37 protein-coding genes are annotated in these 20,877 nt (G+C 26.1%); 34 read left to right on the top strand and 3 right to left on the bottom strand.

The window, feature by feature from the left end:
• Window positions 1–190: 190 nt before the first annotated feature.
• Window positions 191–340 (bottom strand): hypothetical protein, encoded by a 150-nt coding sequence (locus JG677_RS03110; RefSeq protein WP_200285119.1) that lies wholly within the window; start codon window positions 338–340, stop codon window positions 191–193.
• A gap of 822 nt (window positions 341–1,162) precedes the next feature.
• Between JG677_RS03110 and JG677_RS03105 the strand changes: the two genes are divergently transcribed.
• The 34 genes from JG677_RS03105 to JG677_RS02945 all read left to right on the top strand — a co-directional run bounded on the left by JG677_RS03105 (window position 1,163) and on the right by JG677_RS02945 (window position 20,191).
• Window positions 1,163–1,636 carry a hypothetical protein gene (locus JG677_RS03105; protein ID WP_200285117.1) on the top strand — a complete coding sequence of 158 codons (474 nt, stop codon included), beginning with the start codon at window positions 1,163–1,165 and terminating at the stop codon, window positions 1,634–1,636.
• Window positions 1,637–2,072: 436 nt separating this feature from the next.
• Window positions 2,073–2,531 (top strand): single-stranded DNA-binding protein, encoded by a 459-nt coding sequence (locus JG677_RS03100; RefSeq protein WP_200285115.1) that lies wholly within the window; start codon window positions 2,073–2,075, stop codon window positions 2,529–2,531.
• Between the two features lie 103 nt (window positions 2,532–2,634).
• The gene (locus tag JG677_RS03095; RefSeq protein WP_200285125.1) at window positions 2,635–2,841 is read left to right on the top strand and encodes a hypothetical protein; all 207 of its coding nucleotides are present in this window, start codon (window positions 2,635–2,637) and stop codon (window positions 2,839–2,841) included.
• A gap of 262 nt (window positions 2,842–3,103) precedes the next feature.
• Window positions 3,104–3,982, top strand: a complete 879-nt coding sequence (bet, locus tag JG677_RS03090; RefSeq protein WP_200285113.1) for a phage recombination protein Bet — start codon at window positions 3,104–3,106, stop codon at window positions 3,980–3,982.
• Window positions 3,983–4,126: 144 nt separating this feature from the next.
• Window positions 4,127–4,282: a hypothetical protein gene (locus tag JG677_RS03085; RefSeq protein ID WP_200285111.1), complete on the top strand. Its 156-nt coding sequence runs from the start codon at window positions 4,127–4,129 to the stop codon at window positions 4,280–4,282.
• Between the two features lie 243 nt (window positions 4,283–4,525).
• Window positions 4,526–4,711: a hypothetical protein gene (locus tag JG677_RS03080; RefSeq protein ID WP_200285109.1), complete on the top strand. Its 186-nt coding sequence runs from the start codon at window positions 4,526–4,528 to the stop codon at window positions 4,709–4,711.
• A gap of 553 nt (window positions 4,712–5,264) precedes the next feature.
• On the top strand, window positions 5,265–5,579 hold the full coding sequence (locus JG677_RS03075; RefSeq protein ID WP_200285107.1) for a hypothetical protein: 315 nt from the start codon (window positions 5,265–5,267) through the stop codon (window positions 5,577–5,579).
• 140 nt (window positions 5,580–5,719) lie between these two features.
• Window positions 5,720–5,971, top strand: a complete 252-nt coding sequence (locus tag JG677_RS08785) for a hypothetical protein (protein ID WP_234284627.1) — start codon at window positions 5,720–5,722, stop codon at window positions 5,969–5,971.
• A 113-nt stretch (window positions 5,972–6,084) separates the two neighbouring features.
• Window positions 6,085–6,252 carry a hypothetical protein gene (locus tag JG677_RS08780; protein WP_234284626.1) on the top strand — a complete coding sequence of 56 codons (168 nt, stop codon included), beginning with the start codon at window positions 6,085–6,087 and terminating at the stop codon, window positions 6,250–6,252.
• 173 nt (window positions 6,253–6,425) lie between these two features.
• A complete protein-coding gene (locus JG677_RS03065) occupies window positions 6,426–6,572 on the top strand; it encodes a hypothetical protein (protein WP_200285105.1) in 147 nt (48 codons plus the stop codon).
• 131 nt (window positions 6,573–6,703) lie between these two features.
• Window positions 6,704–6,919 (top strand): hypothetical protein, encoded by a 216-nt coding sequence (locus JG677_RS03060; RefSeq protein ID WP_200285103.1) that lies wholly within the window; start codon window positions 6,704–6,706, stop codon window positions 6,917–6,919.
• A 1-nt stretch (window position 6,920) separates the two neighbouring features.
• Window positions 6,921–7,751, top strand: a complete 831-nt coding sequence (locus tag JG677_RS03055) for a hypothetical protein (RefSeq protein WP_200285101.1) — start codon at window positions 6,921–6,923, stop codon at window positions 7,749–7,751.
• Window positions 7,752–7,764: 13 nt separating this feature from the next.
• On the top strand, window positions 7,765–8,013 hold the full coding sequence (locus JG677_RS03050; protein ID WP_200285099.1) for a hypothetical protein: 249 nt from the start codon (window positions 7,765–7,767) through the stop codon (window positions 8,011–8,013).
• Window positions 8,014–8,104: 91 nt separating this feature from the next.
• Window positions 8,105–9,064 carry a PD-(D/E)XK nuclease family protein gene (locus JG677_RS03045; protein ID WP_200285098.1) on the top strand — a complete coding sequence of 320 codons (960 nt, stop codon included), beginning with the start codon at window positions 8,105–8,107 and terminating at the stop codon, window positions 9,062–9,064.
• An 8-nt stretch (window positions 9,065–9,072) separates the two neighbouring features.
• Window positions 9,073–9,285, top strand: coding sequence for a hypothetical protein (locus JG677_RS03040; protein WP_200285097.1), 213 nt, complete (start codon window positions 9,073–9,075; stop codon window positions 9,283–9,285).
• A 19-nt stretch (window positions 9,286–9,304) separates the two neighbouring features.
• On the top strand, window positions 9,305–9,721 hold the full coding sequence (locus tag JG677_RS03035) for a hypothetical protein (protein ID WP_200285096.1): 417 nt from the start codon (window positions 9,305–9,307) through the stop codon (window positions 9,719–9,721).
• A 9-nt stretch (window positions 9,722–9,730) separates the two neighbouring features.
• Window positions 9,731–10,120, top strand: a complete 390-nt coding sequence (locus JG677_RS03030) for a hypothetical protein (RefSeq protein WP_200285095.1) — start codon at window positions 9,731–9,733, stop codon at window positions 10,118–10,120.
• A gap of 102 nt (window positions 10,121–10,222) precedes the next feature.
• A complete protein-coding gene (locus tag JG677_RS03025; protein ID WP_200285094.1) occupies window positions 10,223–10,471 on the top strand; it encodes a hypothetical protein in 249 nt (82 codons plus the stop codon).
• Window positions 10,446–10,838, top strand: coding sequence for a hypothetical protein (locus JG677_RS03020; RefSeq protein WP_200285093.1), 393 nt, complete (start codon window positions 10,446–10,448; stop codon window positions 10,836–10,838). The genes JG677_RS03025 and JG677_RS03020 overlap by 26 nt, the downstream gene beginning before the upstream one ends.
• A gap of 82 nt (window positions 10,839–10,920) precedes the next feature.
• Window positions 10,921–11,343, top strand: coding sequence for a hypothetical protein (locus JG677_RS03015; protein WP_200285091.1), 423 nt, complete (start codon window positions 10,921–10,923; stop codon window positions 11,341–11,343).
• Between the two features lie 39 nt (window positions 11,344–11,382).
• Complete coding sequence (locus tag JG677_RS03010) at window positions 11,383–11,676, top strand: hypothetical protein (RefSeq protein WP_200285090.1); 294 nt, start codon at window positions 11,383–11,385, stop codon at window positions 11,674–11,676.
• Window positions 11,677–11,686: 10 nt separating this feature from the next.
• Window positions 11,687–11,923 (top strand): hypothetical protein, encoded by a 237-nt coding sequence (locus JG677_RS03005; RefSeq protein WP_200285089.1) that lies wholly within the window; start codon window positions 11,687–11,689, stop codon window positions 11,921–11,923.
• Window positions 11,916–12,407: a thymidine kinase gene (locus tag JG677_RS03000; protein WP_200285088.1), complete on the top strand. Its 492-nt coding sequence runs from the start codon at window positions 11,916–11,918 to the stop codon at window positions 12,405–12,407. Before JG677_RS03005 ends, JG677_RS03000 begins: the two co-directional genes overlap by 8 nt.
• 50 nt (window positions 12,408–12,457) lie before the next feature.
• Window positions 12,458–12,703 (top strand): hypothetical protein, encoded by a 246-nt coding sequence (locus JG677_RS02995; RefSeq protein WP_200285123.1) that lies wholly within the window; start codon window positions 12,458–12,460, stop codon window positions 12,701–12,703.
• Window positions 12,690–13,061, top strand: a complete 372-nt coding sequence (locus tag JG677_RS02990; RefSeq protein WP_200285087.1) for a type II toxin-antitoxin system PemK/MazF family toxin — start codon at window positions 12,690–12,692, stop codon at window positions 13,059–13,061. The genes JG677_RS02995 and JG677_RS02990 overlap by 14 nt, the downstream gene beginning before the upstream one ends.
• A 158-nt stretch (window positions 13,062–13,219) precedes the next feature.
• Entirely contained in the window at window positions 13,220–13,645 is a 426-nt protein-coding gene (locus tag JG677_RS02985; RefSeq protein WP_200285086.1) for a hypothetical protein, read from the top strand.
• Between the two features lie 178 nt (window positions 13,646–13,823).
• Window positions 13,824–14,147, top strand: a complete 324-nt coding sequence (locus tag JG677_RS02980; RefSeq protein ID WP_200285085.1) for a hypothetical protein — start codon at window positions 13,824–13,826, stop codon at window positions 14,145–14,147.
• 101 nt (window positions 14,148–14,248) lie between these two features.
• Window positions 14,249–15,817: a class I SAM-dependent methyltransferase gene (locus tag JG677_RS02975; RefSeq protein ID WP_200285084.1), complete on the top strand. Its 1,569-nt coding sequence runs from the start codon at window positions 14,249–14,251 to the stop codon at window positions 15,815–15,817.
• A gap of 76 nt (window positions 15,818–15,893) precedes the next feature.
• Entirely contained in the window at window positions 15,894–17,048 is a 1,155-nt protein-coding gene (locus tag JG677_RS08775; protein ID WP_234284625.1) for a hypothetical protein, read from the top strand.
• Window positions 17,049–17,109: 61 nt separating this feature from the next.
• Window positions 17,110–18,276 (top strand): toprim domain-containing protein, encoded by a 1,167-nt coding sequence (locus JG677_RS02965; RefSeq protein ID WP_200285082.1) that lies wholly within the window; start codon window positions 17,110–17,112, stop codon window positions 18,274–18,276.
• 236 nt (window positions 18,277–18,512) lie between these two features.
• Window positions 18,513–18,875, top strand: a complete 363-nt coding sequence (locus JG677_RS02960; RefSeq protein ID WP_200285080.1) for a DUF2493 domain-containing protein — start codon at window positions 18,513–18,515, stop codon at window positions 18,873–18,875.
• Between the two features lie 48 nt (window positions 18,876–18,923).
• Window positions 18,924–19,094 (top strand): hypothetical protein, encoded by a 171-nt coding sequence (locus JG677_RS02955; RefSeq protein ID WP_200285078.1) that lies wholly within the window; start codon window positions 18,924–18,926, stop codon window positions 19,092–19,094.
• A 37-nt stretch (window positions 19,095–19,131) separates the two neighbouring features.
• The gene (locus JG677_RS02950; RefSeq protein ID WP_200285076.1) at window positions 19,132–19,737 is read left to right on the top strand and encodes a hypothetical protein; all 606 of its coding nucleotides are present in this window, start codon (window positions 19,132–19,134) and stop codon (window positions 19,735–19,737) included.
• Between the two features lie 88 nt (window positions 19,738–19,825).
• The gene (locus tag JG677_RS02945) at window positions 19,826–20,191 is read left to right on the top strand and encodes a hypothetical protein (RefSeq protein ID WP_200285121.1); all 366 of its coding nucleotides are present in this window, start codon (window positions 19,826–19,828) and stop codon (window positions 20,189–20,191) included.
• Between the two features lie 128 nt (window positions 20,192–20,319).
• Here JG677_RS02945 and JG677_RS02940 read toward each other — a convergent pair whose 3' ends face one another.
• Both JG677_RS02940 and JG677_RS02935 read right to left on the bottom strand, forming a co-directional pair.
• Window positions 20,320–20,547 (bottom strand): WGR domain-containing protein, encoded by a 228-nt coding sequence (locus JG677_RS02940; RefSeq protein ID WP_200285074.1) that lies wholly within the window; start codon window positions 20,545–20,547, stop codon window positions 20,320–20,322.
• Between the two features lie 11 nt (window positions 20,548–20,558).
• A complete protein-coding gene (locus tag JG677_RS02935) occupies window positions 20,559–20,819 on the bottom strand; it encodes a hypothetical protein (protein WP_200285071.1) in 261 nt (86 codons plus the stop codon).
• Between the last annotated feature and the right edge of the window lie 58 nt (window positions 20,820–20,877).

Below are 20,877 nucleotides of genomic sequence, written 5' to 3'. Positions count from 1 at the left end.
CTCTTAATATAAATTCTTAAAGAGGGTTATTATAACAGTTCCACTTTTTATTATAACAGTTCCACTTTTTATCGAAAGAATAATTTAAAATACTTGATATATAAATATTTAAAGGCATCTATTTTAATAAAAAAAATAATAGTTTTTGTTAAAAACTATTTAAAAGCATTAAAAAATAGTTATTTCGATTTTAAAAATAAGCTTTTTTGATTATTATAACAGTTCCACTTTTTATTATAACAGTTCCACTTTTTATTATAACAGTTCCACTTTTTATTATAACAGTTCCACTTTTTATTATAACAGTTCCATCTATAGAAAAATAAGCTTTGTTAAACAAAAATTTATTGTCAAAAAAATAAGTATGATACGAAATAATGGATAAATAGGAATTTTGTATTATTATAACAGTTCCACTTATAAGAAAACAAGCCTTAAAATAGGCTTTTTAAAAAAAAATAATAAAAATTATTGACTTTTTTTAAAAAATAAAATACAATTCGATCATTAACTTTTTTTAAAGTTCGGAATAGCGATAAGGAATGACAGGTCCACACCTCCTGCCTTATTTGGCTTTGTGATGAGCGAGTCACATAGAAACAGGTTGTGATATAAACATTCGGTTAGCTCTTAGCCGATTAATTCCCTTCTAATTGCTGGGAAGCTCTGGTCGAGAACATTACGATGTGGAGATCAGACAGATTCGTAAGTCTGCTCGCAATTACGCTAAGAAACTATTCTTAGATAGGGTTGATATACCAAACTTTGATAGAAATATCATTGATCCATTTAGGATAGGTAAAAATTATCAACTTATGAGGTGGTCAGCAGCTAAGATTCTAAGTTTAAACATAATTTGAATTTATAGAGTTTGCTAAGTATTGTTTTGGCTTAAAAGAATACTCAAATTTTATATTTCAATAAAAAAAGATTTTCTTTAGAATTCTCTTAAGTCAAAACGATACCAAACTCACGAGTAAATTCTATAAATTCAAATTTGTTTTAATATGAATAAAGTTCAGAGACTATCGAAAGGGTATCATCTTTTTTTAGATGAGAGAACCAAGTAGAGTAGGTCATAAGCAAATATAATTTAAATCTTTTTTATCCCCATTTCATTCATTTTTTTATACCAAATCAATAAAATAAATAAGGAAATTTTATGGCAAAAAAAACTCAAAATGAAAATGTAAATAATAATACAAATAACAATGTTAATGAAGAAACTCAAAAGGCAAATACTTCAAATATAAATAAAAATCCAGAAGAAAAAAGAATGTCAAGATCAGAATTTATAAGAAAAAGAGTCGAAGATAAAAAAAAGGCTATTGACTTAAATACAAATGCTCAAGTATTTATCAGCGATTCTATAGCAGGAGCAGAGATTTTTTCTGCTTTGAGAATGCTTGATGCGATGGACTCAACCATAAGAAAGTTATGGGGCAATGGAGTTCAATCTGAAGATGCTGAAAAATGGATAAAAGAAATTACTTCAATTAAAGAAAATATTACTAATTTACAAGTTACAGGTAAAGAAATTTTGGTGAAAATTGGAAATGTAAGACATATTTCCAATAATGTTTTAAGAAGAACAATTCTTAAGGAAATTCAAGCAAAAAATGTTAAAACTGAGTAGTTTTTGAAATGGGGAAAATGATTTTATTATATTAAGATGACCCAAACGGAGGGGGCTGTCTTACAGTCAAGAGATAGTCCGTTCTTTAACGTGAGTTAAAGCTGCTAAAAGTGTTTTAACGCTTTTAGCGTACGCAAAGTTGCGATTTGCGTAGAACACAAAGTAATTTATACATGGGTATCAAATTAAACGATAAACCTCTTAGGTAGGTAAAAATCTTATTTTTTATTTTATCTTAGAGCGAAATATATTTTAATAAATTTTATTTTTAAAATTTTTAACTAACAAATATATTATTTTTATAATGTAATATCAATCCCTTTTTGGGGATTTCTTTTTTGTTTTATCAAAGCAAAAAGAATATCCCTATTAGGGTGTGTTCTCTTTTGTTTTTATAAGACAAAAGTCTTAAATAAATTTTTTTAAAGGAGAACACATGTTCAATCAAATTACAGTTGTAGGCAATATTTGCCAAGATATTAAGTTGAGTAAAACTAAAAGTGATGTGGCTTGTTCAAGCAATACTATTGCTAGCAGTCACAAATATCTTGTTAATGGTGTAATAAACGAAGAAGTTTGTTATTTAGACTTTGTTGTTTTTGGCAAAATAGCTGAAAATATGAATCAATACTTACATAAAGGCTCAAAAGTCTTTTTACAAGGAAGAATGGTTCAAAAAAAATATGTAGATCAAGAAGGAAAAAATAGAAATAAGTATGAGATTGTTGTTGAAACTATGAAGTTTTTAGACAACAAACCTGCTGATAATAATCAGTCTGGAAACCCTTGTAAAAATGTTCAAGCATCTCCTGATTCTGTGCAAACAGAATCTGTGCAACAACAAACTCCTGAAGTTAATAAACCTGCACAAGAAGGAGAAGGTTTTCCTTACTAATTTTTAAATATTAAACCCATAGAGGGATATTTTTATCCCACTATGGGATATTGATATCCCTTGACTTTTAACATTTTTTTGTGTTATAAGATAAGGAGAAGAAATGAAAAATTTTTTCAAAAAAATAGTGATATTTGCAAAAATACCTACAAAAGCAATTTTAAGATTCATGGAATCTATCGGAGTGGGATTGTTCGTAAATAGTCTTTATGGTCTTCAAATAGGAGATAGTAGAGCTTTTATCATTCTGATTGAAAGTTTGCTAATTTTAACGGTAGTTGCATTATCATCAATCTTTCTTAGAGATTAATCTTTTTTTTTGAAAAAAGGAGAAAAAATGGATGGTTATAATATAGCTATTTTAATTGGTGCTATCACTCTTGTTTTTGGCACATTAGTTTTAGTAGCTCATTATTTTAAAGATAAAGACACTAACAAAAGTAAAAGCTAATTTTTAGCTTTTATCTTAACCCCTATCCTATAGTTGGGAATAGAAATTTTTATTCCCACTATGGGTATATTAAATTTCTATTCCTTTTTTATTTAATTAAAAATATAAAAAAGGAAATACAATGAATACAAAAATTACAAATACTCAAAATCAAGCTATTAGCAATTCTTTTACAGAAGAAAAAATCAATCTGATTAAAAAACATTTTTTTCCTGCTAATACTAACATTACTGAAATGGAATATTGTCTAAATATTGCTAATAAATATAGTTTGGATCCGTTTTTAAAGCAGATATTTTTTGTGCCAAGAAGATCACAGGTTGAAATTAATGGCAAAAAAGAATGGGTTGATAAAATTGATCCTTTAGTAGGAAGAGATGGTTTTTTAGCTATTGCTCATAAAACAGGTAAATTTGGTGGAATTCGTTCTTATAGCGAAATTAAACAATTTCCAAAATTAAATAATGGAAAATGGGAATATTCTCAAGATTTAGTTGCTGTTTGTGAAGTCTATCGTACCGATAGCGATAAACCTTTTGTCGTAGAAGTTGCTTACAATGAATATGCACAAAAGAAATCATCAGGCGAAACTACTTCTTTTTGGTCCACTAAACCAGATACTATGTTAAAAAAGGTAGCAGAGTCTCAAGCACTTAGAAAAGCTTTCAATGTTAGTGGATTATATTCTGCTGAAGAAATGGGCGTTGGAATAACTGAAAGTAATACTATTATTATTGATACTGAAGTTGTAGAAAATAACGCACAAGAAGATAAAAAGAAAGTTAATTTTTCACAAGGTGCTACACAATCAAACGCTATAACTTTTAGCGAAGATGAAAGACAAGCTTTATTATTTTTAGGGCTTGAAGTAAAAAATCAAGATAACTGCTATTGGATTTCAGGTAACACTTACGGTGTAACCGATAAAATCAAAAAATTTGGTTATAAATTTGATCCTCAAAAGAAAGTTTGGTGGAAACAAATTGAAAATGTAGCTTGATTTATAAATTTTTAATAATAATTTCGTACTAATTTTTTTAAAGTCTAGTGCTAATTAAAAATCCTAGTTGGGATAGAAACTATCCCGCTAGGGATACTTCTATCCTTTTTTTTATTTAATTAAAAATATAAAAAAGGAAATACAATGAATACAAAAATTTTAGAAAATATGTTTGAAACGTTAATGGCAGGAAATCAAAGTATTATTAATCTAAGTGGTAGAAAATTATGCCTTAAATATGATGATCTTTTTGACCCATTTGTGATAATGATGGAGCTCCTAATTTCTTTAATTGTTTAAAACATTATGAAATAGGAGAAAGAGAATTAGATGGTTTAACTTGTAAAGATTTTGATAATCCTGATGTGGTAGATGATTATCTAAATAAAAAAAGTTATATCTGGATTAGAGTAGGGTGTTATATTCATAGTGGTATAGCCTTATATTCAGAAGTATGAGCATAGAACATCTGAATATGGTTGGGATTATGGTTGTGCAGGATATGCTTATTTTACTAAAGAGAAAATAAGAGAACTTTTTGGTGTGAAAAGAATAAGCAATAAACTAAAAAATAAAATATATAAGTATCTTGAACTATTTGTTAAAGAACTTAGTGAATATGTAGAAGGAAATATTTTTACACTTTATGTAGATGATTTACCTGAAGAAATATTTATCGGTTGCGATAAAGAAGAAATGCTTAAATCACTTAAACGTTTTGTTGCTTAATTGAATATAAATTTAAAAAAAGGAAAAAAATGAATAGATTAGTTAAAAATATAAAAAAATATTAAAACAATACAGTTGCAGTTTTTCATCATTAAAAAACACTGACTTTTTATTATCAAAAAAAATAGCAAATGCTATTTATAGTGAATGTTCACAAGAGTTATTACCTTTAGCGCCTTTTGCTTCCAAAAAGTTTGAAGATGAATATGCTGTGGATTTGCTTGATTATTATATAGAGCAAATAGTTTCTGAAGCATTACAAAATATTGTTTGTATTTAGGAAAATAAGGAAAGAATAAAAAATACAAATCCAGAACTTCCTATTTATATTGATTTAAACAATAAATATGATTCAGAAAAAGTAGAAAGCTTTGACGATGAAGATAAACAAAAAATCTTAGATTTTTTTAAGGAAAACAATTATGAACTTTGCTATATTATTGAAAATAATGTTAAATACTATTTCTTAAAAGATTTAGAATTAAATATTATTGAAAAAAATTATGCAATATCAGTTGTTTCTAAAAACGCTTTTGAAAAAAATTTAGAAGTATTGTTTAAAAACATTAAAAAAGATATAAACGATTGTCTTACAAACTCTGAACCTAAGTTAATTTATGGTGTTGTTAAATGTGCAGTTGATAAGCGTTTTGAATTTTTTATCGAAAAAGATGCTAGTTTTTTTGAGAACTATGATGAAGCTTTAAAAAGCTACATTAGTAAAACTCTTAAAAAATTAGAGGAATGCAAAATGAATTCAACTAAAAATATTTATACAGAATGCGATGTAGATGATGCTTGGGAAGAGATGTTATGTAAATATAATTTAGAATATTATGAAAGATTAGTTGCTTTAAAAATTAATTAACTTTAGTCCTAGGTTGGGATAGTCTTATCCCAACAGGGATAATTCTATCCTTTTTTATTTTACAAATTTAAAAATTTAAAAAAGGAAAATTATGAATTTACAAGAAAAAATAAAAAAAATCGAACAAGAAAAAAAAGAAATTGCTTAAAATACATAAAGATTTATTTGAAAATTCTAATGAAATCGATCTTTATGAACTTATAGTCGCAGGGGAATTTTCAAAATTTTACAAAATTGTGAATGGGAAATATCCTTGTAGAAGTGTAGAATGGGATGAAAGAATGAGATTCGCCCAAGACTATAGCGATTTTTTAGAAAAAATTAAAAATATTGAAGTGTTTCAAACTTTTATCAATAAAAAAGCAAGGATAATACAAATGGCTATAAAGTAGGAGATATTCTTTATTCAAGTTGGGGCTATGAACAAACAAATGTTGAATTTTATCAAGTTGTAGCTACAAGTGAAAAAGCTATTTGGCTTGCTGATATTGAAGCAAACGTAAAAATGGAGCATTGGGGATATGGTAAAAAAAGTCCTTGTAAAAATAGTTTTATTTTTAAACAAAAGGCTTTTAGAACACTTTCAAAATCTCCAAAAGATTCAAGAGATGGATATGCTAAATATCTTTATAGCTATAAAGGCAAACCTGTTTATTTCTCAAATGATTATTGACTTTTTATTGCTAGAGAAGCCTCTCTTGATATCTTTATAAAATTAAAATAAGACTAAATATAACTATAACAAAAATACTTTCAAGGAGAAAAAATGAATATATGTGACACAATATTACATAGTTATTGGAAAACTGAAATCGAATTTTGCGAATGTTTAGATAATCAAAAAAAATGGAACATTTAAAAGAAGAATTAAAAGAATTAGAAGAATTATATGATTTTTGGGCTGCAATTGAGCAAGGTATTTTTGCAGAAAAATACAAATCATTTAAATATAAAGTCTTACACTTTATTTTTAAAGTGTTTTTCCGAAGATAAAATAACCAAACTCTTTTAATTAACCCTATAAAACTCTTTTAATTATTAACCCTAGTTGGGATACAAGTTTATTCCCACTAGGGATTATTACACTTGTATCCTTTTTATTATTAAAATGAAAAGGAAAAATTATGAAAAAAATAAAACAGGAACTAGAAAAAGAATTTTGGGATTTTGTAACTATAATAACGCTATTTTTTATTTGCACAATTATTTTTGCATTAGCCAAATTAGCACCGTTAGCTGCTATTTGTTGGATAATGTTTTTATTCTTTGCAATTATTTATCCTATTAAATGGATAGTTCAATTTATTCTATCTTTTTTAAAAGAAAAAAAAGGAGAATAAAATGGGTACAAGATCTTATATTGCCATGAAAACAGATGAAAATTATGTAGATTGTATTTATTGCCATCTTGATGGATATGTAGAAGGCGTAGGTTATACTCTTTTGCAATATTATAATGATTTTAAATCTGTTAAGAAATTAATGGAATATGGCGACATTATGGCTTTAAATAAAAATCTAAAACAATGTAAAAAATTATATAACAATCAAAGTTGCAAAATACCTTTTGAGCAATTTTTGGAGTTTACTCAAAGTGATGATTTAAGTGATATAGAGTACTTTTATCTTTATACTCGAAAAGGTTGGTATTATTGTAAAGCTCGCAAAGGAAATATCTTAATGCAAGAGCTTCGGTTTAACTACAACAAAGAAAAGCTTTTACAAGATGCAAAACAACATGCATTGAAAAAAATTGAAAATAATGAAATGCTTTGTTTAGATACAAATTTAGCTAAGTTTCTAAATTATGATTGGGAGTTGGCTTTTATAAATCAAGACCAAGCTTATAAATTATTTGAAAAAGAAATAATCAATTTGAAATTAAGTAACAAAGAAATAAATGACACTTTGATCTTGCTAGATATTAAAGTTGAAAAGAACTTAAGTGACGAATACTTATCAAAAGTAATTGCACAAGAAATTTTCAAATGTTATTTAGAAAATGAAAGAAGTGTTAATTTAGTAGGAATTTTCGATAACGCAATTGACAATCTTATTAGAAAATATTTCTTTAGTTATACTGAGAATCTTAACTTCGGTGAAGAAATTACTCTAGATGAATTCATTAAAGAGAAACAAATTGATTTGTTAAAAGCTTATTTTTCAGAATAAAGAAGGAAAATAGATGGAAAAAATTATCATAATTGCAAAAGAATCAGATATTAGGATTTATAAAGATCCTGAAATTGCAAAAACTGATTTAAAAGAATATTTTGATGCGCATGCAAACAAGGAACACACAGATCATAATCATGCTTCAATAGAAAGTTTTATTGATGAACTTTCAGTTTTTGAGAGTACTATTGAATTCTTGGTTGAAGATAATTATGATTTATCTCCTGTAATATTTACAGGAAAAATATACTCACTCTAATTTTTTATATAGCCCTAGTTGGGATAGTTTTATCCCACTAGGGATACTTCTATCCTTTTTTTAGTTTAAATATTTAAAAAAGGAAAAACACATGAATAAAAATAGATTTGATAATTTTGTAGCAAAAAACTTACCACAGGCTTTAAAAAGAGATACTGTTCAGAGCTTAGGCGATAGATCTACATATATTGGATCATCTGATATAGGCGGTTGTCTTAGAAAAGCTTATCTTGATAAAACAACTAATTATGAACACGATCTAGCCACTCTTATTCGTTTTCAAAGAGGACATGTTGCTGAAGGTATTATTGAAAAAATGCTTGATGGGTTAAACCCTACGCTTCAAAAAGAAGTAAAAGTAACAATAGATGGTTTTGATCTTAAAGCTCATATAGATTTTTGCTTAGAAAATAAAGATGAGATTGTTATTATTGAAGCTAAAAGTGTCAATACGGCTGTTGATAAACCTTATGATTCTTGGATTATGCAGGTTAATTTTCAACTTGCCATGCTTGCAACACAAACACAAAAAAAATTAAGAGCATATATTGTAGCTATTAATCTAAATACAGGTTGGTTTAAGTCTTTTGAATTAAATAGCAATAAGGTATTTAAGGAAATGGCGCTTGAAAATGCTCAAGTCTTAGCAAATGCTCTTTTAAATAAAGAAGAACCTGCTCCTAGTAAGCAACCTTACTGCTCAACTTGTCCTCATAAAAAATCATGTCCTTTAATGACAAAAAGAACTGAAGATAATGAGCTTAGTGGTGATTTGCTTGAGATAGGTAAAAAATTAATTGAGTTAAATGTCAAGAAAAAAGAACTTGAAAAAGAATTTGAAGAAAAAAAGACTTTAATCGAAGAGTATATGCAAACTTGCGGAGTTAATAAAATTCAAGTTGATGATAGTTTAATTTCTTTATCAAATAGTGTTACAAGTGTAAGTTTTGATACAAAAGCTTTAAAAGAAAATGAACCCGAGCTCTATGCAAATCTTTTTGAAAAATATCAAAAGACTTCTCAGAGAAAAGGGTATTTAACTATAAAATAGGATTAAAAATGAATAAAAAAATAACAAAAAAACAAATAAAAGAAGCTCATGAAAAAGAGCTGTTTTTACTTTTTAAGGAATTTATCAAGGGAGTTGAAGAATTAGAATTTTTTCTATTTAAAAAAATAAAAAATTCTAAGGAGTTTAAAAAATATATTTCGAGTTTCGAAGATGCAAATTCCTCAAAACTTTTTAGTGATGAAGAATTAAAAATTGCCTAAAAAAATAAAAGGAGCAAAAATGCAATATAAAAAGAAATTTAATACAACAAACAAAAGCTTTAAAATTGCTTATTGCTATATAGTAGAAGCTTTTTGTCAAGATTATTGCTCTGAACATTTAAGATTAGGAGTATTTACTAGTTTTGATGAGGCTTTAAGTTTTATAGCAAAAAGTTTTTATAAAAGCACTAAGAATAATATTTCTTATATAAGAGAAAATGATAATACTTGGTTAATTACTACTTCTAATGATGAAATTAAAAATCAAACCGTTAGAAATAGAATAAGTAATGATTGTTTAAGAGAAGAAGAAATTGATGCAAGAGAAATTCGCATAAGAGTTGATTCTGATAATTTCATTCTTTTAGATGATGGAAGGTTGGCTCAAATTGGAGAGCCTTTTTTTAATGATGAAATAATTTTTTTAAAAAAATAAGGAATAAAAATGACTTTAACACAAGAGATAAAAGATTTTAAAAAAAGTCTTTTAAAAGGTGATTTAGTAATTATTTTAACAAAAGTATCTAAAAATGGATTAAAGAGAAAATTTAAAGTATTTTATAAAAAGGATGACAAATTATTTCCTATTCCTAAAGAACTAGCCGAAAAAGTTAGTGAAAAAAAACTAGATCAATATGATTTGGATATAACTATAATGGGAAGCGGAATGGATATGTCTATAGCTCTTTGGATTCGCATTTCAAAGATTCTTAATTGCTATGATGAGTGCTATAACAATTATAAAAATAGCAAAAAAGAGTTTAATTCTTTTTATTCTAACTGGAATCAATTTATTCAAATTGAACCTCTTATGAAAAAGATATTTAAGCTTTAAATCATTTTTAGAACATTAATTTATCCTAAGTTGGGATAGTCTTATCCCAATAGGGATACTTCTATCCTTTTTTACATTTAAATATAAAAAAAGGAAAATGAAATGGGAATTACTATAAATATATGGAAGGAAATTCCAGAATTAAAAAATTTAAAAAAATATCTTAGCGAGAAGGAAATACTTGGCTTAGATAGTTACGAAGAATGCGCTTTTGGTTCTCAAGAATATGTAGATCGGTTGGTAAGAGATGAAAAAATATATTACTTAAATACCGACTTGGAAAATAGAAATTTTATTTTAAAACAAGCTTTGAAGTTAGAGAAAAATGAAATTAAATCTTTTTTTGCATAGTAATAATTTTATTACTTTTATAAAAGATATGATTTTGTTTTCAATAGGAAAATATTTTGACAAGACAGGCGAGGGACATTATAAATTCTATGAGCAATTGGGAATGTATTATCGTGATTATAGTTTTGATAATACTCAAGATAGAGTTAAATTATTTTTAACTGCTTTAGAAAGAGGTAGTGTTCCTTATGTGTGTTTTTACGAGGATTATTTAAATATTCAATCCATTCGTAACAAAGACATGATTTTGTTTGTTTCTAAGAATGAAAATTTTAGTAGAAATAGCAAATTGCCTATAGAAAGTATTCAAAAGCTAAAAAAAGAATTATTAGAATATATTAAAGCTAATAATTTGACTATCAATTAATTAGCCCTAGTTGGGATAGAAACTATCCCAATAGGGATACTTCTATCCTTTTTTATTTTGCAAATTTAAAAAAGGAATCACAATGAATGCAAATAATACATTGATAAATATCATAGCTGAATTAAAAAAAGAAGTAAGAAAATGTGATAGCTTTGGAAGATATGAGCATCCTTATGAGGCGAAAAATATAAAAATTGAACTTGAAAGTGAAGAAAATGAGGAAAGTTTAAACAAAGTTTATTCATGTTTACAAGAATTATTAGAAATTTCAAATTATGATCTTTCAAAATTTGATACTAGTGGAATTAGGATTGTAATTATTAGAAATAATAATTATTTTGATGAAAAAAGCGAAAGTATAAAGTTTCGTTTTAATAAAGAAAGATTTGTAGGTGTGTTTCATAATTATGCTTGTGATAAGCATAAACCATTTTCTCAACTTGTTTGGAAATTATGGACATATTTACACGAAAAAATAGATAATCCTATGAAGCTTGGAGCTTAATAGAGTAAATAGATAAAAAATTAATGAAAAGGATAAAATATGGGATATAGAGCACATTTTGCTAAAAAATATGATGTTGAATATAGTGATAATAGTCACTTTAAGAACGATGTTGAAGCTTGTTTGAAATTATTACATAAACTTAAAATAGAATATTATTATGATGAAGCTCACGAAATTGAATTTCTTCAAACAAAAGATTTACTTGAGTTAAAACTAGAAGATTATGAGCTTAATGAAGAAGAATTAGAATTCATTCAAGAAGCAATTGAAATAGCTAAGACTGCAAAATATTGCAAAAAATATGGCTATTTAAAAATACACTGGTTTTAAGGAGAGTAAAATGAATAACGGCTTTAAAATTATACCAAGCAAACATTTTGCGGAAAGATTACAAGAAAGAAAAGTTGATCTTAGCCTTGTGGCTTTGATTTATCAAGAAATTGCAAAAAATCCATTTCAAAAAAACTATAAGCTTGTAAACAATAGCTCTGCTATTGTTTTTGCTGTAGATAGAGATAATGGAGTTATTACAATTATCACAGGCTATCCTATTAAAAAAAGGAGTTTGTATGCTTAAAATGATTTTAGGCACTATGAAAGCAGGTAAATCTGCTAAACTTATCGATGAAGCTTCAAATATATTGTTTCAAGATGAAGTTGTTATTATTCGTCCAAGTTGTGATACAAGAGAATTTTTCACAAGAAAATATAAGAATGATGATTTAAAAAACTTCAATTTTGGAAATGAAAACACAAATTTAAGTTTATATAGATTTATTTTTGTAGATGAAGTGCAATTTTTTAAGAAAGATTTTTTAAAGAAAATCATCAATCTTTCAAGAAAAAAAGAAGTATTCATAACAGTAGCAGGTTTGCTTAATGATGTAAAAGGAAATGCTTGGGATAATGTGGAAACACTAAAATCTTATGCAGATGAAATTTTGCATTTAAAAGCAGATTGCGATCGTTGTGGCAAAAAAGAAAGCGCAATCTTTCATATAGGCGATGGTGGTATTAATAATAACTACTTTGTCTTTTGTGAAGAATGTTATAATGTGTAGTTTGTTTTGTGTTATAATTTGTGTATAAAATTACACATAGGAAAACACATATGCAAAGAATTAATTTAACTCTTAATAATGAAACAAGCTTAATGCTTGATGAATTAGTAAAGGAATTAAAAATGAGTAAAACTCAAATTTTAACAGATGCCTTAAAACAAATGCATGAAAAAAAGAAGCTAGAACAAAGAAAGGCTTTATGGATAAAAAGTTTTGAAGCATTTAAAAATGATGAAGAATTCCAAAAAGAACAACTTGAACTTGCTGAAGCAGGAGTAGGTGATGGTATCATCTAAAATTGTTAAATATGGCGAACTTTGGATTGCTGATTTTGAGCCTCAAGTAGGTGAAGAAATTACCAAAAAACGTCCTGCGTTGATTTTAAGCAATAATCTTTTTAATTCTAGCCAAAAACTTGTTTTTGTTGTGCCTTTGACAACTTGGCAAGATAAATTTTATAAAGGAATTTGGTTTTTAAAGATTAATAAGAATGTTGTAAATAATTTAAATGTAGATTCAGCTATAAATTGTTCTCAAATAAAGTCTTTTTCAAAAGATAGATTAATTGAAAAAATAGGTGAAGTTGATGAGAGTATTATGAAAGAAGTTAGAGTAATACTTGATGAAATTTTAAATCCGCAATTTAATTCTTAATTTTCTACTTTTTACACTACAATTAACTCAATATTCATTGTTAAGATATGTTGATATAAAAATGTAGTGTTTATTTAACTCGCCTTTAGGGGATTACTTTTATTCCCTAAAGGGATTATTAGTATCTCTTATTGGCTAATCAATTAGGAGATACAAAAATGTTAACTTATACAAACGAGCTTGTTGTAGCTAAGCTTGCAAGAGCTTTAGCCTATAAAGAAGCTAAAAAAGACAAAAGCAAAGTTGATTTTTTAATAAATCTTTTTAAAAAACAAATCCAAAACTGCATTAAAGCAACAGAACATTTTACTGATCGTGTATTACAAAGATTTGAAGAAATTGAAAATGATACTTTATCAGTTGCTATTTCAAGAGCTATTAGAAACACTTCTCCGCTTCAAAAAGGTGCAGATTATTACATTGCAACAACTCAAAAATATTTTGACGAAGATAGCAATATTGTTGTCGTTCTTGAAAGACAAGGCGAGTTTGGAGCGGTTTTAGTTACCACATATAAAAGGGGACAAGAAAATCTACTTTCAGATGAGGAATTAGCAGAACTTAAAAAAAGAGGAGTTTTATAATGGACATAATATGTATGTTTGGGATATTTAGTTTAGTTTATGTTTTAATTTGCCTTTTTTGCATGTTAATTATGATGTGCTTTGGCAAGTTAAAGCCTATGAGCTTATTAAGATTTTTAAGATTTTTCTTAACAGTACCTTTGGTATGGATAGAACTTATTTTAGAAAGGAAAAATAAATGAGATTACCGCAAATGAAAATAAGAACAATGAAAAATTTAAAGAAAATCCAAATTAATGGATGTTCGTATCAATGTTCTAAGGTTATAGAAAAATATAAACTATCCAAAGATGGAATAAAAGTAATTGACTATAATCTAATAGGTTTTGTGGTTGAAAAAGATAAAGAAATTATATGGGTAGATAATGTTGAAGCAGTTTTATGGGTTGATAATAGCGATCCTAAAAAACGACAATATTGGATTGAAACTTCAGCTTATGCTGAAGATTTCTTTTTAGAAGAACCCATTTCATTTAAAGATTATATGAAAAGTGTTGCATAATCATAAAGTAAATATTAACTTAACCCTAGTTGGGATAGAAACTATCCCGCTAGGGATACTTCTATCCTTTTTTAGTTTAAAAAAATAGAAAAGGAAAAATAATGTCAGCAAATATGTTAAAATCAATAAAAGAAGCAAATCAGGACTTTGAATGGTATCCTACAACCGAAGAAATGATTAATTCTTTAATAAATGGAATAAATGAAAAATATTTAAAAAATGTTTTGGATATAGGCGCAGGTGATGGTAGAGTTTTAGATATGTTGGCTAATAAACTATCTGTTGATAAACTTTACTCAATAGAAAAATCTGAACCTCTTATTCAAGCAATGTCAAAAGAAATTTTAAATATTGGTCGAGATTTTTGGGAAACTAGCCTCATTGAAAAACAAGCAGAATTAATTTTTTGCAACCCTCCTTATAGTGAATATGAAGATTGGATGGTAAGAATTATCAAAGAGGCTAATTTTGAAATTTTAGCTTTTATTGTTCCTATGCGTTGGAAAGAAAATATTTTTATTCAACAAGCTATTAAGCAAAGAAATTTAGATTATAAAATTATTGATAGTTTTGATTTTCTTAACGCTGAAAGAAAGGCACGAGCTAAGGTTGACTTGATTATTTTTAAACCAAAAAATGATTACAAGGATTCTTTTGAACTTTTCTTAGAAGAGCAGTTTGGATTTAAAATGCCAAATGATTATTTTTCTAAAATAGAAATAGAAAAAAAAGAAGCCGATGAACTTCATTTGCAATGCAATATTATAAAAAGTGAAGATTTGATTGATTTTCTTCTAAAAAAATATAATGAAGAACTCAAAATTTATGTTGATAGTATCAAAAGCCTAAGTAAAGTAGACGGCTTGATATTTGAATACCTAGATGTAGACAAAAAGAAAATCTTAAAAGGTTTAGAAAGTAGATTAAAATATATAAAAGCTATTTATTGGGATGAATTGTTTAAAAAACTATCTCCTATTAGCTCAAAAGTTATCTCAAGGATTCGTACAGATTTAAGCAGCTCTATAATAACTAAAGCTCATATAGAATTTAATAGAGGTAACATAGAAAGTGTTCTTTATTGGTTTACAAAAAATATCAACGAATACATAAAGCTATCTTATCTAAACTTTTTTGATAGCCTCTCAAAAGAAAACAATGCTTTTTTATATAAGAGCAATGAAAGATTTGACTATGGTAATTGGCGCTATAGAAAATCAGAGTATGATGATACTAATAAGTTTGAAAATTTTAAACTAAAGTTAGATTATCGCATTGTAGTGCCATATTTAGCACAAGTAGATTATTGGAGATATAACGAACGAGCAAATGAATTTATGCAAGATTTAAAAGTTATTGCGAATAATTTGGGGTTTTCGTTTAATTGTGAACATAATTTTAAGTTTAATGCAGGAGAAAGTAATTCTTTTTATTTGGATAATGGAATTAAGTTTTTTGAGTATAAAGCTTATAAAAACGGAAATGTTCATTTTAAATTTTCTCAAGATTTTATGGCTAAACTTAATTTAGCTGTAGGAAGATTGAGAAATTGGCTCACCAAAGAAGAAGCGAAAGAAGAATTTAAAGATGTTAGCGAAGATATTATCAATGAAATATTTGATAAACCATTGTTGCTAGATTTTAAAAATATGAAATTACTTTCTTTTTAACTACTTATACTCTAGCGAGATAATTTTATTTTGCTAGAGCTTTTCTATCTTTTAAAAAAAATACAAGGAAAAAATTATGATTGAAAAATTAGAAGAATTACAGTGCGATTTTACAATTATTCAAAATAATTCTGAAATTCCTGCTATGGCAAAAAATCCGTTCGAAAAAAGAATTATAGAGATTTTTTATGAAATGGACTTTCAAGTTTTGCAAGCAAAAGATTTAAATAACAATACAATTTACTTCTTATGGGATAATCAGAGAGAAAAATATTATCTTGAAAATAAGCTAAGAGAAAATTATTTAGCTAGCGTATTAAAAAAAGAAGGTTTAATTTTTAAAGATCAAGGAGATTATTGCTTAGTTGATAATTTTAAAATTATTGATTGTTTTAGCTCTAGTTCTTTAGAAATTTTAATTGATTTTATTCCAGATGACTATTTTGAAGATTATGAAATTGAATTTGTAAAAATGTCAAAGGATTTAATCAAGCACTATGGTTTAAATAATGTAGCAAATGAAACTGAGATTAATGCTTTATCTTATGCTTTACAAGATTGTTGCACAATGTATTGCAATCAAAATAATAAAATTGGTTTAACAAGTGAGCAAATTGATGATTTCAAAAAACATATTATTGAGCGCTATGTCAAGGGTGATAATGAGCCTGATAATATGCAAGGTGTGGAAGATATAGTCTATAGTCTTCATTATTCAATGATGATAAGCTTAATTCCTGTAGAAATCATTGATGAATTAGATAGAGATCTTGCCATTAATAAAGTTGAAATGAGCATTGATGGCAACTATCAAGTTTCTTTTTTGTGTGATGATGTTGATTCTTTTTTAGGAAGAATTAAAGAATATATTATGTTTGGTGGAGAGCTTAATGAATATGCAAAATTTTGTATCAAAAATACAGATAATTTTTATGAGTTTGATTTTTTAGATGGTATTTTGATTACAGAGGATATCTTTAATGTTAAAAAACATATTGAAAATGCCCTAAATGATGAAATTCAAAATAAAGAATTAGCTCTTAAAATTTGTTCTGATCTACTTGCTTACCATCATTCTTATCATAAACCTTATCTAAAAATTTGTCTTGAAGATATTAAAGAAATAAAAAACCTCCAAAATAATGAAGGTAGAAAAGAATTTTTAAAAGATTTATTACATATTGAAGATGAGGAATTTGATGTATTTGAAGAAGTTATAAAAACTTATTAAAAAATAAAACAAATCTTGCATTAATCTTTTTAAGAGTAATGCTAATATATAAGGAGAAATAATGAAATATGATCTTGAAAGACTTAATAATATTCCTATTATGGATGTGCTAGAGTCTCTAGGTGCGCTTAGAGATAGAAACAAAAAGATTATCCACTGCTTTAATATAGGAGCACATAAAAATAATGATAACAATGCTTCTTTAGGCATTTATGAAAACACAAATACTTGTCATTGTTTTGCGTGCGGAGTAGGTGGAAATCCTGTTAATGTTGTAAAAACTATGTTTAATGGCAATTTTAAAGAAGCTTGTGAATACTTGCACTCTCAATTTAATATTCCATTTTTAAATGGAATACAAGCAACTTATAAAAAGATATTAGAAAAACCACAACCTAAGGCTAAAGATTATGTATTTTTTGATCCAAACAAAGAATATGTAGAAGTTGAAAAATTAGCTTCTTTTGTGCAAAATTATTCAAAACTAACAAAAGCGCAAAAGCTAAAGTTAATTTATACAACCATCTATCGCTTTTCTTTATCAACTGAACAAAAGGCAAAAAACCTCTACTATTTAAAAAGAGGAATTAAAGATTTGAGTTTAGTTGAAAAAATAGGTTTTTTAAATTTTAACAATATCAAGGAGCTTGAAAATCTTCTAAAAAAATATTTTCCTATGGAAGATTTAATTGAGTTTAAGATTTTTAACAAAGAAAAACAAACTTGGAGATATGCTTTTAATGTAGCTTTTGTTCCAAATTTTGATCTTTATTCAAATATGATAGTTAGTTTTTCTCTTCGTGCTATTGATAGCACATACAATGGAGCTAAAGAAGTAAATATTTCTTGTAGCAATATTGTTTTTGCAATGCCTTTTGGCTTAGAAAATAAACTATTAAAAGAATGCGAAAAAGTTGTTATTACAGAAGGACATATTGATTGTTTATCTGCAAAAAACTACTACAGTCAAGATTCAAAAACTTTATTTATTAGTTTCGCAGGAACTTTTAGTTTTAGAGAAGAGATACTTACTATATTTAAAGGTAAAAAAGTTGTGCTTTGTTTTGATAAGGATGAAGCAGGATTAAATGGAGAAAAAAGTTTAAGTGAGAAATTAAATCTTTTAAAAATTACAAACTATAGTCTTACTTGGGATATAGCATTTGGAAAAGATTTAAATGACTTGCTTTTAGCAAATAAAATGAGCAGTATTAAAATTTCTGCTTAATTAAAAGGATTAAAAATGAAATTACCTATTGATATAAGACATAGAAATAGATGATCTAACTTTAGAGTATGATGAAGTTTTCGAATTATATACAAAACTACCTGATAATGATAAGTTTTGGTTTTTAAATGAACTAGTAAAACTTGAAGGAATAGAGTATCTAATTATGGATCTATTAAATGAATGTAGTGATGAAGAATTAACAAAAATTAAAAAAATAATCAAGGATTATTAAGATGAAATTATTGGTATGTGGAGGAAGAGATTATAAAGATATAGAGCGTTTCAATAAAGAAATGGATAATATATTTTCTCTATATCAAAATCAAATCGACACTATTATTGAAGGTGGGGCTAGTGGTGCTGACAATATGGCTAAAAATTATGCTTTAAAAAATAAGATTAATCTTATTGAAGTAAAAGCTAATTGGCAACATTTTGGAAAAGCTGCAGGTCCTATTAGAAATAAAAAGATGTTATCAATGCTAGATAATAATGATTGTGTTTTAGCTTTTTGGAATGGTATTTCAAAAGGAACAAAAAATATGATCAAGATAGCTAAAGATAAAAATATAACAGTGATAGTGATTAGCATATAAAGAAATCACAATGAAAAAAATAATTAAAAATGCAATAAAGGATTAAAAATGACAACAAAAAAACAAAGAAATTTATGTATCGAAGAACTAGCAAGCAGAGGTATTTATGCTTATGAAAATAACGGTTTAGTTATTGTAAGTATAGATGAGATTGATCAATCTTTTATCTTACACGATGAAGAAGTTATTGCTAGAGCTCAAATACTTGAACAATTATAAAAGAGATTAAAAATATAAAAAATACAAAGGATTAAAAATGAGTTGTAAATCGATTACTAATATAATTCACGCTGTTATTGATGAAGATTTTAACAAAAGCATCAAAGGGTATAGTTTTAGCTCATTATACGGGCAAGAAGGTTATAATATCTTATTTGGTATTAAATCTTTAGCGGGAGATGAGTTTTGGGAAAAATATCCACGATATAAAGATTTTGTTGAAGAAATTTTTATCAATCATGTAAATTTACTAGATAGGGTTGATTATGAGGGCACTGCCGATGCTGTTTTTTATAAAATAAACAATAAAATATTTGCTTGTGTAAGATGTGGAATTGATGAAAACAATTTAGTATATTTTGCTAATAATGTTTTAATTGATGAAAAATTTATTCGAAATACAAGTTTTATTAACCCTATGAGTTTTCTTATAGATGAATGCACTTTTAAAGAAGCTATTATTTCAATAAATAAATATATTGAGTATAAATGCACTGAAAAATCTAATGAAATAAACAATTTAACAAAAGAAATTACAGACAAATTTGTTGAATTTTATAAAGTAAAAACATTAAAACCAAATTTTGATTTTAGTAAATTTGATGCAATGTTGTTTAGTTTGCAAGAAAAAAATACCATTTAATATGATGTTTTATTCTTGCTATAGGTTTATTTAAAAAAATATTATGAATTATGATATAATCAAGGAGAAATACATGAAAGGTAATATGATGAAAGATTATTATGTTTCAGAAGGCGTAAAAGCTTTGTTTTCTATTTATTTTAAAGATCAGACCGAAGAAAATTTCCTTAAAGCTCTTAATGAGTTTGGTAAAGAAAATCAATTAAACTCTCAAGAAATTAAGGATGAAGCTCTTAGAGAAATTAAAGAAGAAATTTCTAAGTTGGTAACTATTGATCTTTTAAATGCTAAAATTGGTACAATTGAAGCTAAAATAGATAGAGCTGAAACTTTATTAAATACTAGAACTGATAAACTTGAAGTTAAGATTAAAACATATGTAATTTTTATTGCTGTTTTAATGTTTATTTTACAACCTACTGTTTTTAATTTTATTAAATCTATTTTCAAATAATTTTTTAGAGAAGCAAGGCTTTGTTCCTTGCTTGCTCAACCCTTTTTTCTTTTAAAGTTCTTTACGAAGAATTTCAAAAGAAAAAATTTACTTTTGTTTTTCTTTTTAAAAAAATATAATTATTTTTTTTAAAGATAACCTTTGTTTATTTTTTGTTTTTTAATTTTTTTAAAAAAGTCTTGCGCTTCATCATAACTAGAAAAAACATTATTTCTTTTTCCTGTATAACTTTTAAAGCGTATATTTCCATAGATTCTTTCAACTATATACTCTTCAAATAGGGTGGCAATGATTTCTATACTATAATAGCGAATATTACCCTTTTTTGTTGTCTTGTGTAATAACACATTATTCATTAAGAGCCTAATTAAAAATTATTTATTTTATTTAAGAAATCATTTTTAAACATTTTTTCTATAGCAAGTTTAATCATTTGATTGATTTTTTCATTTTCTTTATTTGTATTAGAAATTTCATCTTTATAAGCTGGAAGCATCATTTCTATCATTTTTAATGTTTTTTCATCAAATAAAACTCTTTTTGAAATTAAACTTCCATTTTTATTTAAAATCTTACTATCACTATTATTATTTTGAATATTTTCATTATTTATTGTATTTTTTTCCATTTTTAACCTTTATTTATCAAAATATATAAATTATATCATATATTTAATTAATTTAATC

The sequence above is a fragment of the Campylobacter sp. TTU-622 genome, from assembly GCF_016598965.1.
Lineage (GTDB): Bacteria > Campylobacterota > Campylobacteria > Campylobacterales > Campylobacteraceae > Campylobacter_D.
The sequence above is the reverse complement of the archived record's forward strand: the minus strand, read 5'-3'. Positions and strand labels throughout refer to the sequence as shown.

Coding starts and splice junctions, on each gene's coding strand:
- JG677_RS02935 (WP_200285071.1), bottom strand. CDS start 20,819: ATGGAAAAAAATACAATAAATAATGAAAATATTCAAAATAATAATAGT.
- JG677_RS03040 (WP_200285097.1), top strand. CDS start 9,073: ATGAATAAAAAAATAACAAAAAAACAAATAAAAGAAGCTCATGAAAAA.
- JG677_RS02940 (WP_200285074.1), bottom strand. CDS start 20,547: ATGAATAATGTGTTATTACACAAGACAACAAAAAAGGGTAATATTCGC.
- JG677_RS03055 (WP_200285101.1), top strand. CDS start 6,921: ATGGGTACAAGATCTTATATTGCCATGAAAACAGATGAAAATTATGTA.
- JG677_RS03030 (WP_200285095.1), top strand. CDS start 9,731: ATGACTTTAACACAAGAGATAAAAGATTTTAAAAAAAGTCTTTTAAAA.
- JG677_RS03035 (WP_200285096.1), top strand. CDS start 9,305: ATGCAATATAAAAAGAAATTTAATACAACAAACAAAAGCTTTAAAATT.
- JG677_RS02990 (WP_200285087.1), top strand. CDS start 12,690: ATGGTATCATCTAAAATTGTTAAATATGGCGAACTTTGGATTGCTGAT.
- bet (WP_200285113.1), top strand. CDS start 3,104: ATGAATACAAAAATTACAAATACTCAAAATCAAGCTATTAGCAATTCT.
- JG677_RS02975 (WP_200285084.1), top strand. CDS start 14,249: ATGTCAGCAAATATGTTAAAATCAATAAAAGAAGCAAATCAGGACTTT.
- JG677_RS03100 (WP_200285115.1), top strand. CDS start 2,073: ATGTTCAATCAAATTACAGTTGTAGGCAATATTTGCCAAGATATTAAG.
- JG677_RS03105 (WP_200285117.1), top strand. CDS start 1,163: ATGGCAAAAAAAACTCAAAATGAAAATGTAAATAATAATACAAATAAC.
- JG677_RS03000 (WP_200285088.1), top strand. CDS start 11,916: ATGCTTAAAATGATTTTAGGCACTATGAAAGCAGGTAAATCTGCTAAA.
- JG677_RS03015 (WP_200285091.1), top strand. CDS start 10,921: ATGAATGCAAATAATACATTGATAAATATCATAGCTGAATTAAAAAAA.
- JG677_RS02995 (WP_200285123.1), top strand. CDS start 12,458: ATGCAAAGAATTAATTTAACTCTTAATAATGAAACAAGCTTAATGCTT.
- JG677_RS02950 (WP_200285076.1), top strand. CDS start 19,132: ATGAGTTGTAAATCGATTACTAATATAATTCACGCTGTTATTGATGAA.
- JG677_RS03050 (WP_200285099.1), top strand. CDS start 7,765: ATGGAAAAAATTATCATAATTGCAAAAGAATCAGATATTAGGATTTAT.
- JG677_RS03025 (WP_200285094.1), top strand. CDS start 10,223: ATGGGAATTACTATAAATATATGGAAGGAAATTCCAGAATTAAAAAAT.
- JG677_RS08775 (WP_234284625.1), top strand. CDS start 15,894: ATGATTGAAAAATTAGAAGAATTACAGTGCGATTTTACAATTATTCAA.
- JG677_RS08780 (WP_234284626.1), top strand. CDS start 6,085: ATGGAGCATTGGGGATATGGTAAAAAAAGTCCTTGTAAAAATAGTTTT.
- JG677_RS02965 (WP_200285082.1), top strand. CDS start 17,110: ATGAAATATGATCTTGAAAGACTTAATAATATTCCTATTATGGATGTG.
- JG677_RS03060 (WP_200285103.1), top strand. CDS start 6,704: ATGAAAAAAATAAAACAGGAACTAGAAAAAGAATTTTGGGATTTTGTA.
- JG677_RS03065 (WP_200285105.1), top strand. CDS start 6,426: ATGGAACATTTAAAAGAAGAATTAAAAGAATTAGAAGAATTATATGAT.
- JG677_RS02945 (WP_200285121.1), top strand. CDS start 19,826: ATGAAAGATTATTATGTTTCAGAAGGCGTAAAAGCTTTGTTTTCTATT.
- JG677_RS03005 (WP_200285089.1), top strand. CDS start 11,687: ATGAATAACGGCTTTAAAATTATACCAAGCAAACATTTTGCGGAAAGA.
- JG677_RS02955 (WP_200285078.1), top strand. CDS start 18,924: ATGACAACAAAAAAACAAAGAAATTTATGTATCGAAGAACTAGCAAGC.
- JG677_RS03085 (WP_200285111.1), top strand. CDS start 4,127: ATGAATACAAAAATTTTAGAAAATATGTTTGAAACGTTAATGGCAGGA.
- JG677_RS03010 (WP_200285090.1), top strand. CDS start 11,383: ATGGGATATAGAGCACATTTTGCTAAAAAATATGATGTTGAATATAGT.
- JG677_RS02980 (WP_200285085.1), top strand. CDS start 13,824: ATGAGATTACCGCAAATGAAAATAAGAACAATGAAAAATTTAAAGAAA.
- JG677_RS02985 (WP_200285086.1), top strand. CDS start 13,220: ATGTTAACTTATACAAACGAGCTTGTTGTAGCTAAGCTTGCAAGAGCT.
- JG677_RS02960 (WP_200285080.1), top strand. CDS start 18,513: ATGAAATTATTGGTATGTGGAGGAAGAGATTATAAAGATATAGAGCGT.
- JG677_RS03095 (WP_200285125.1), top strand. CDS start 2,635: ATGAAAAATTTTTTCAAAAAAATAGTGATATTTGCAAAAATACCTACA.
- JG677_RS03020 (WP_200285093.1), top strand. CDS start 10,446: ATGAAATTAAATCTTTTTTTGCATAGTAATAATTTTATTACTTTTATA.
- JG677_RS03045 (WP_200285098.1), top strand. CDS start 8,105: ATGAATAAAAATAGATTTGATAATTTTGTAGCAAAAAACTTACCACAG.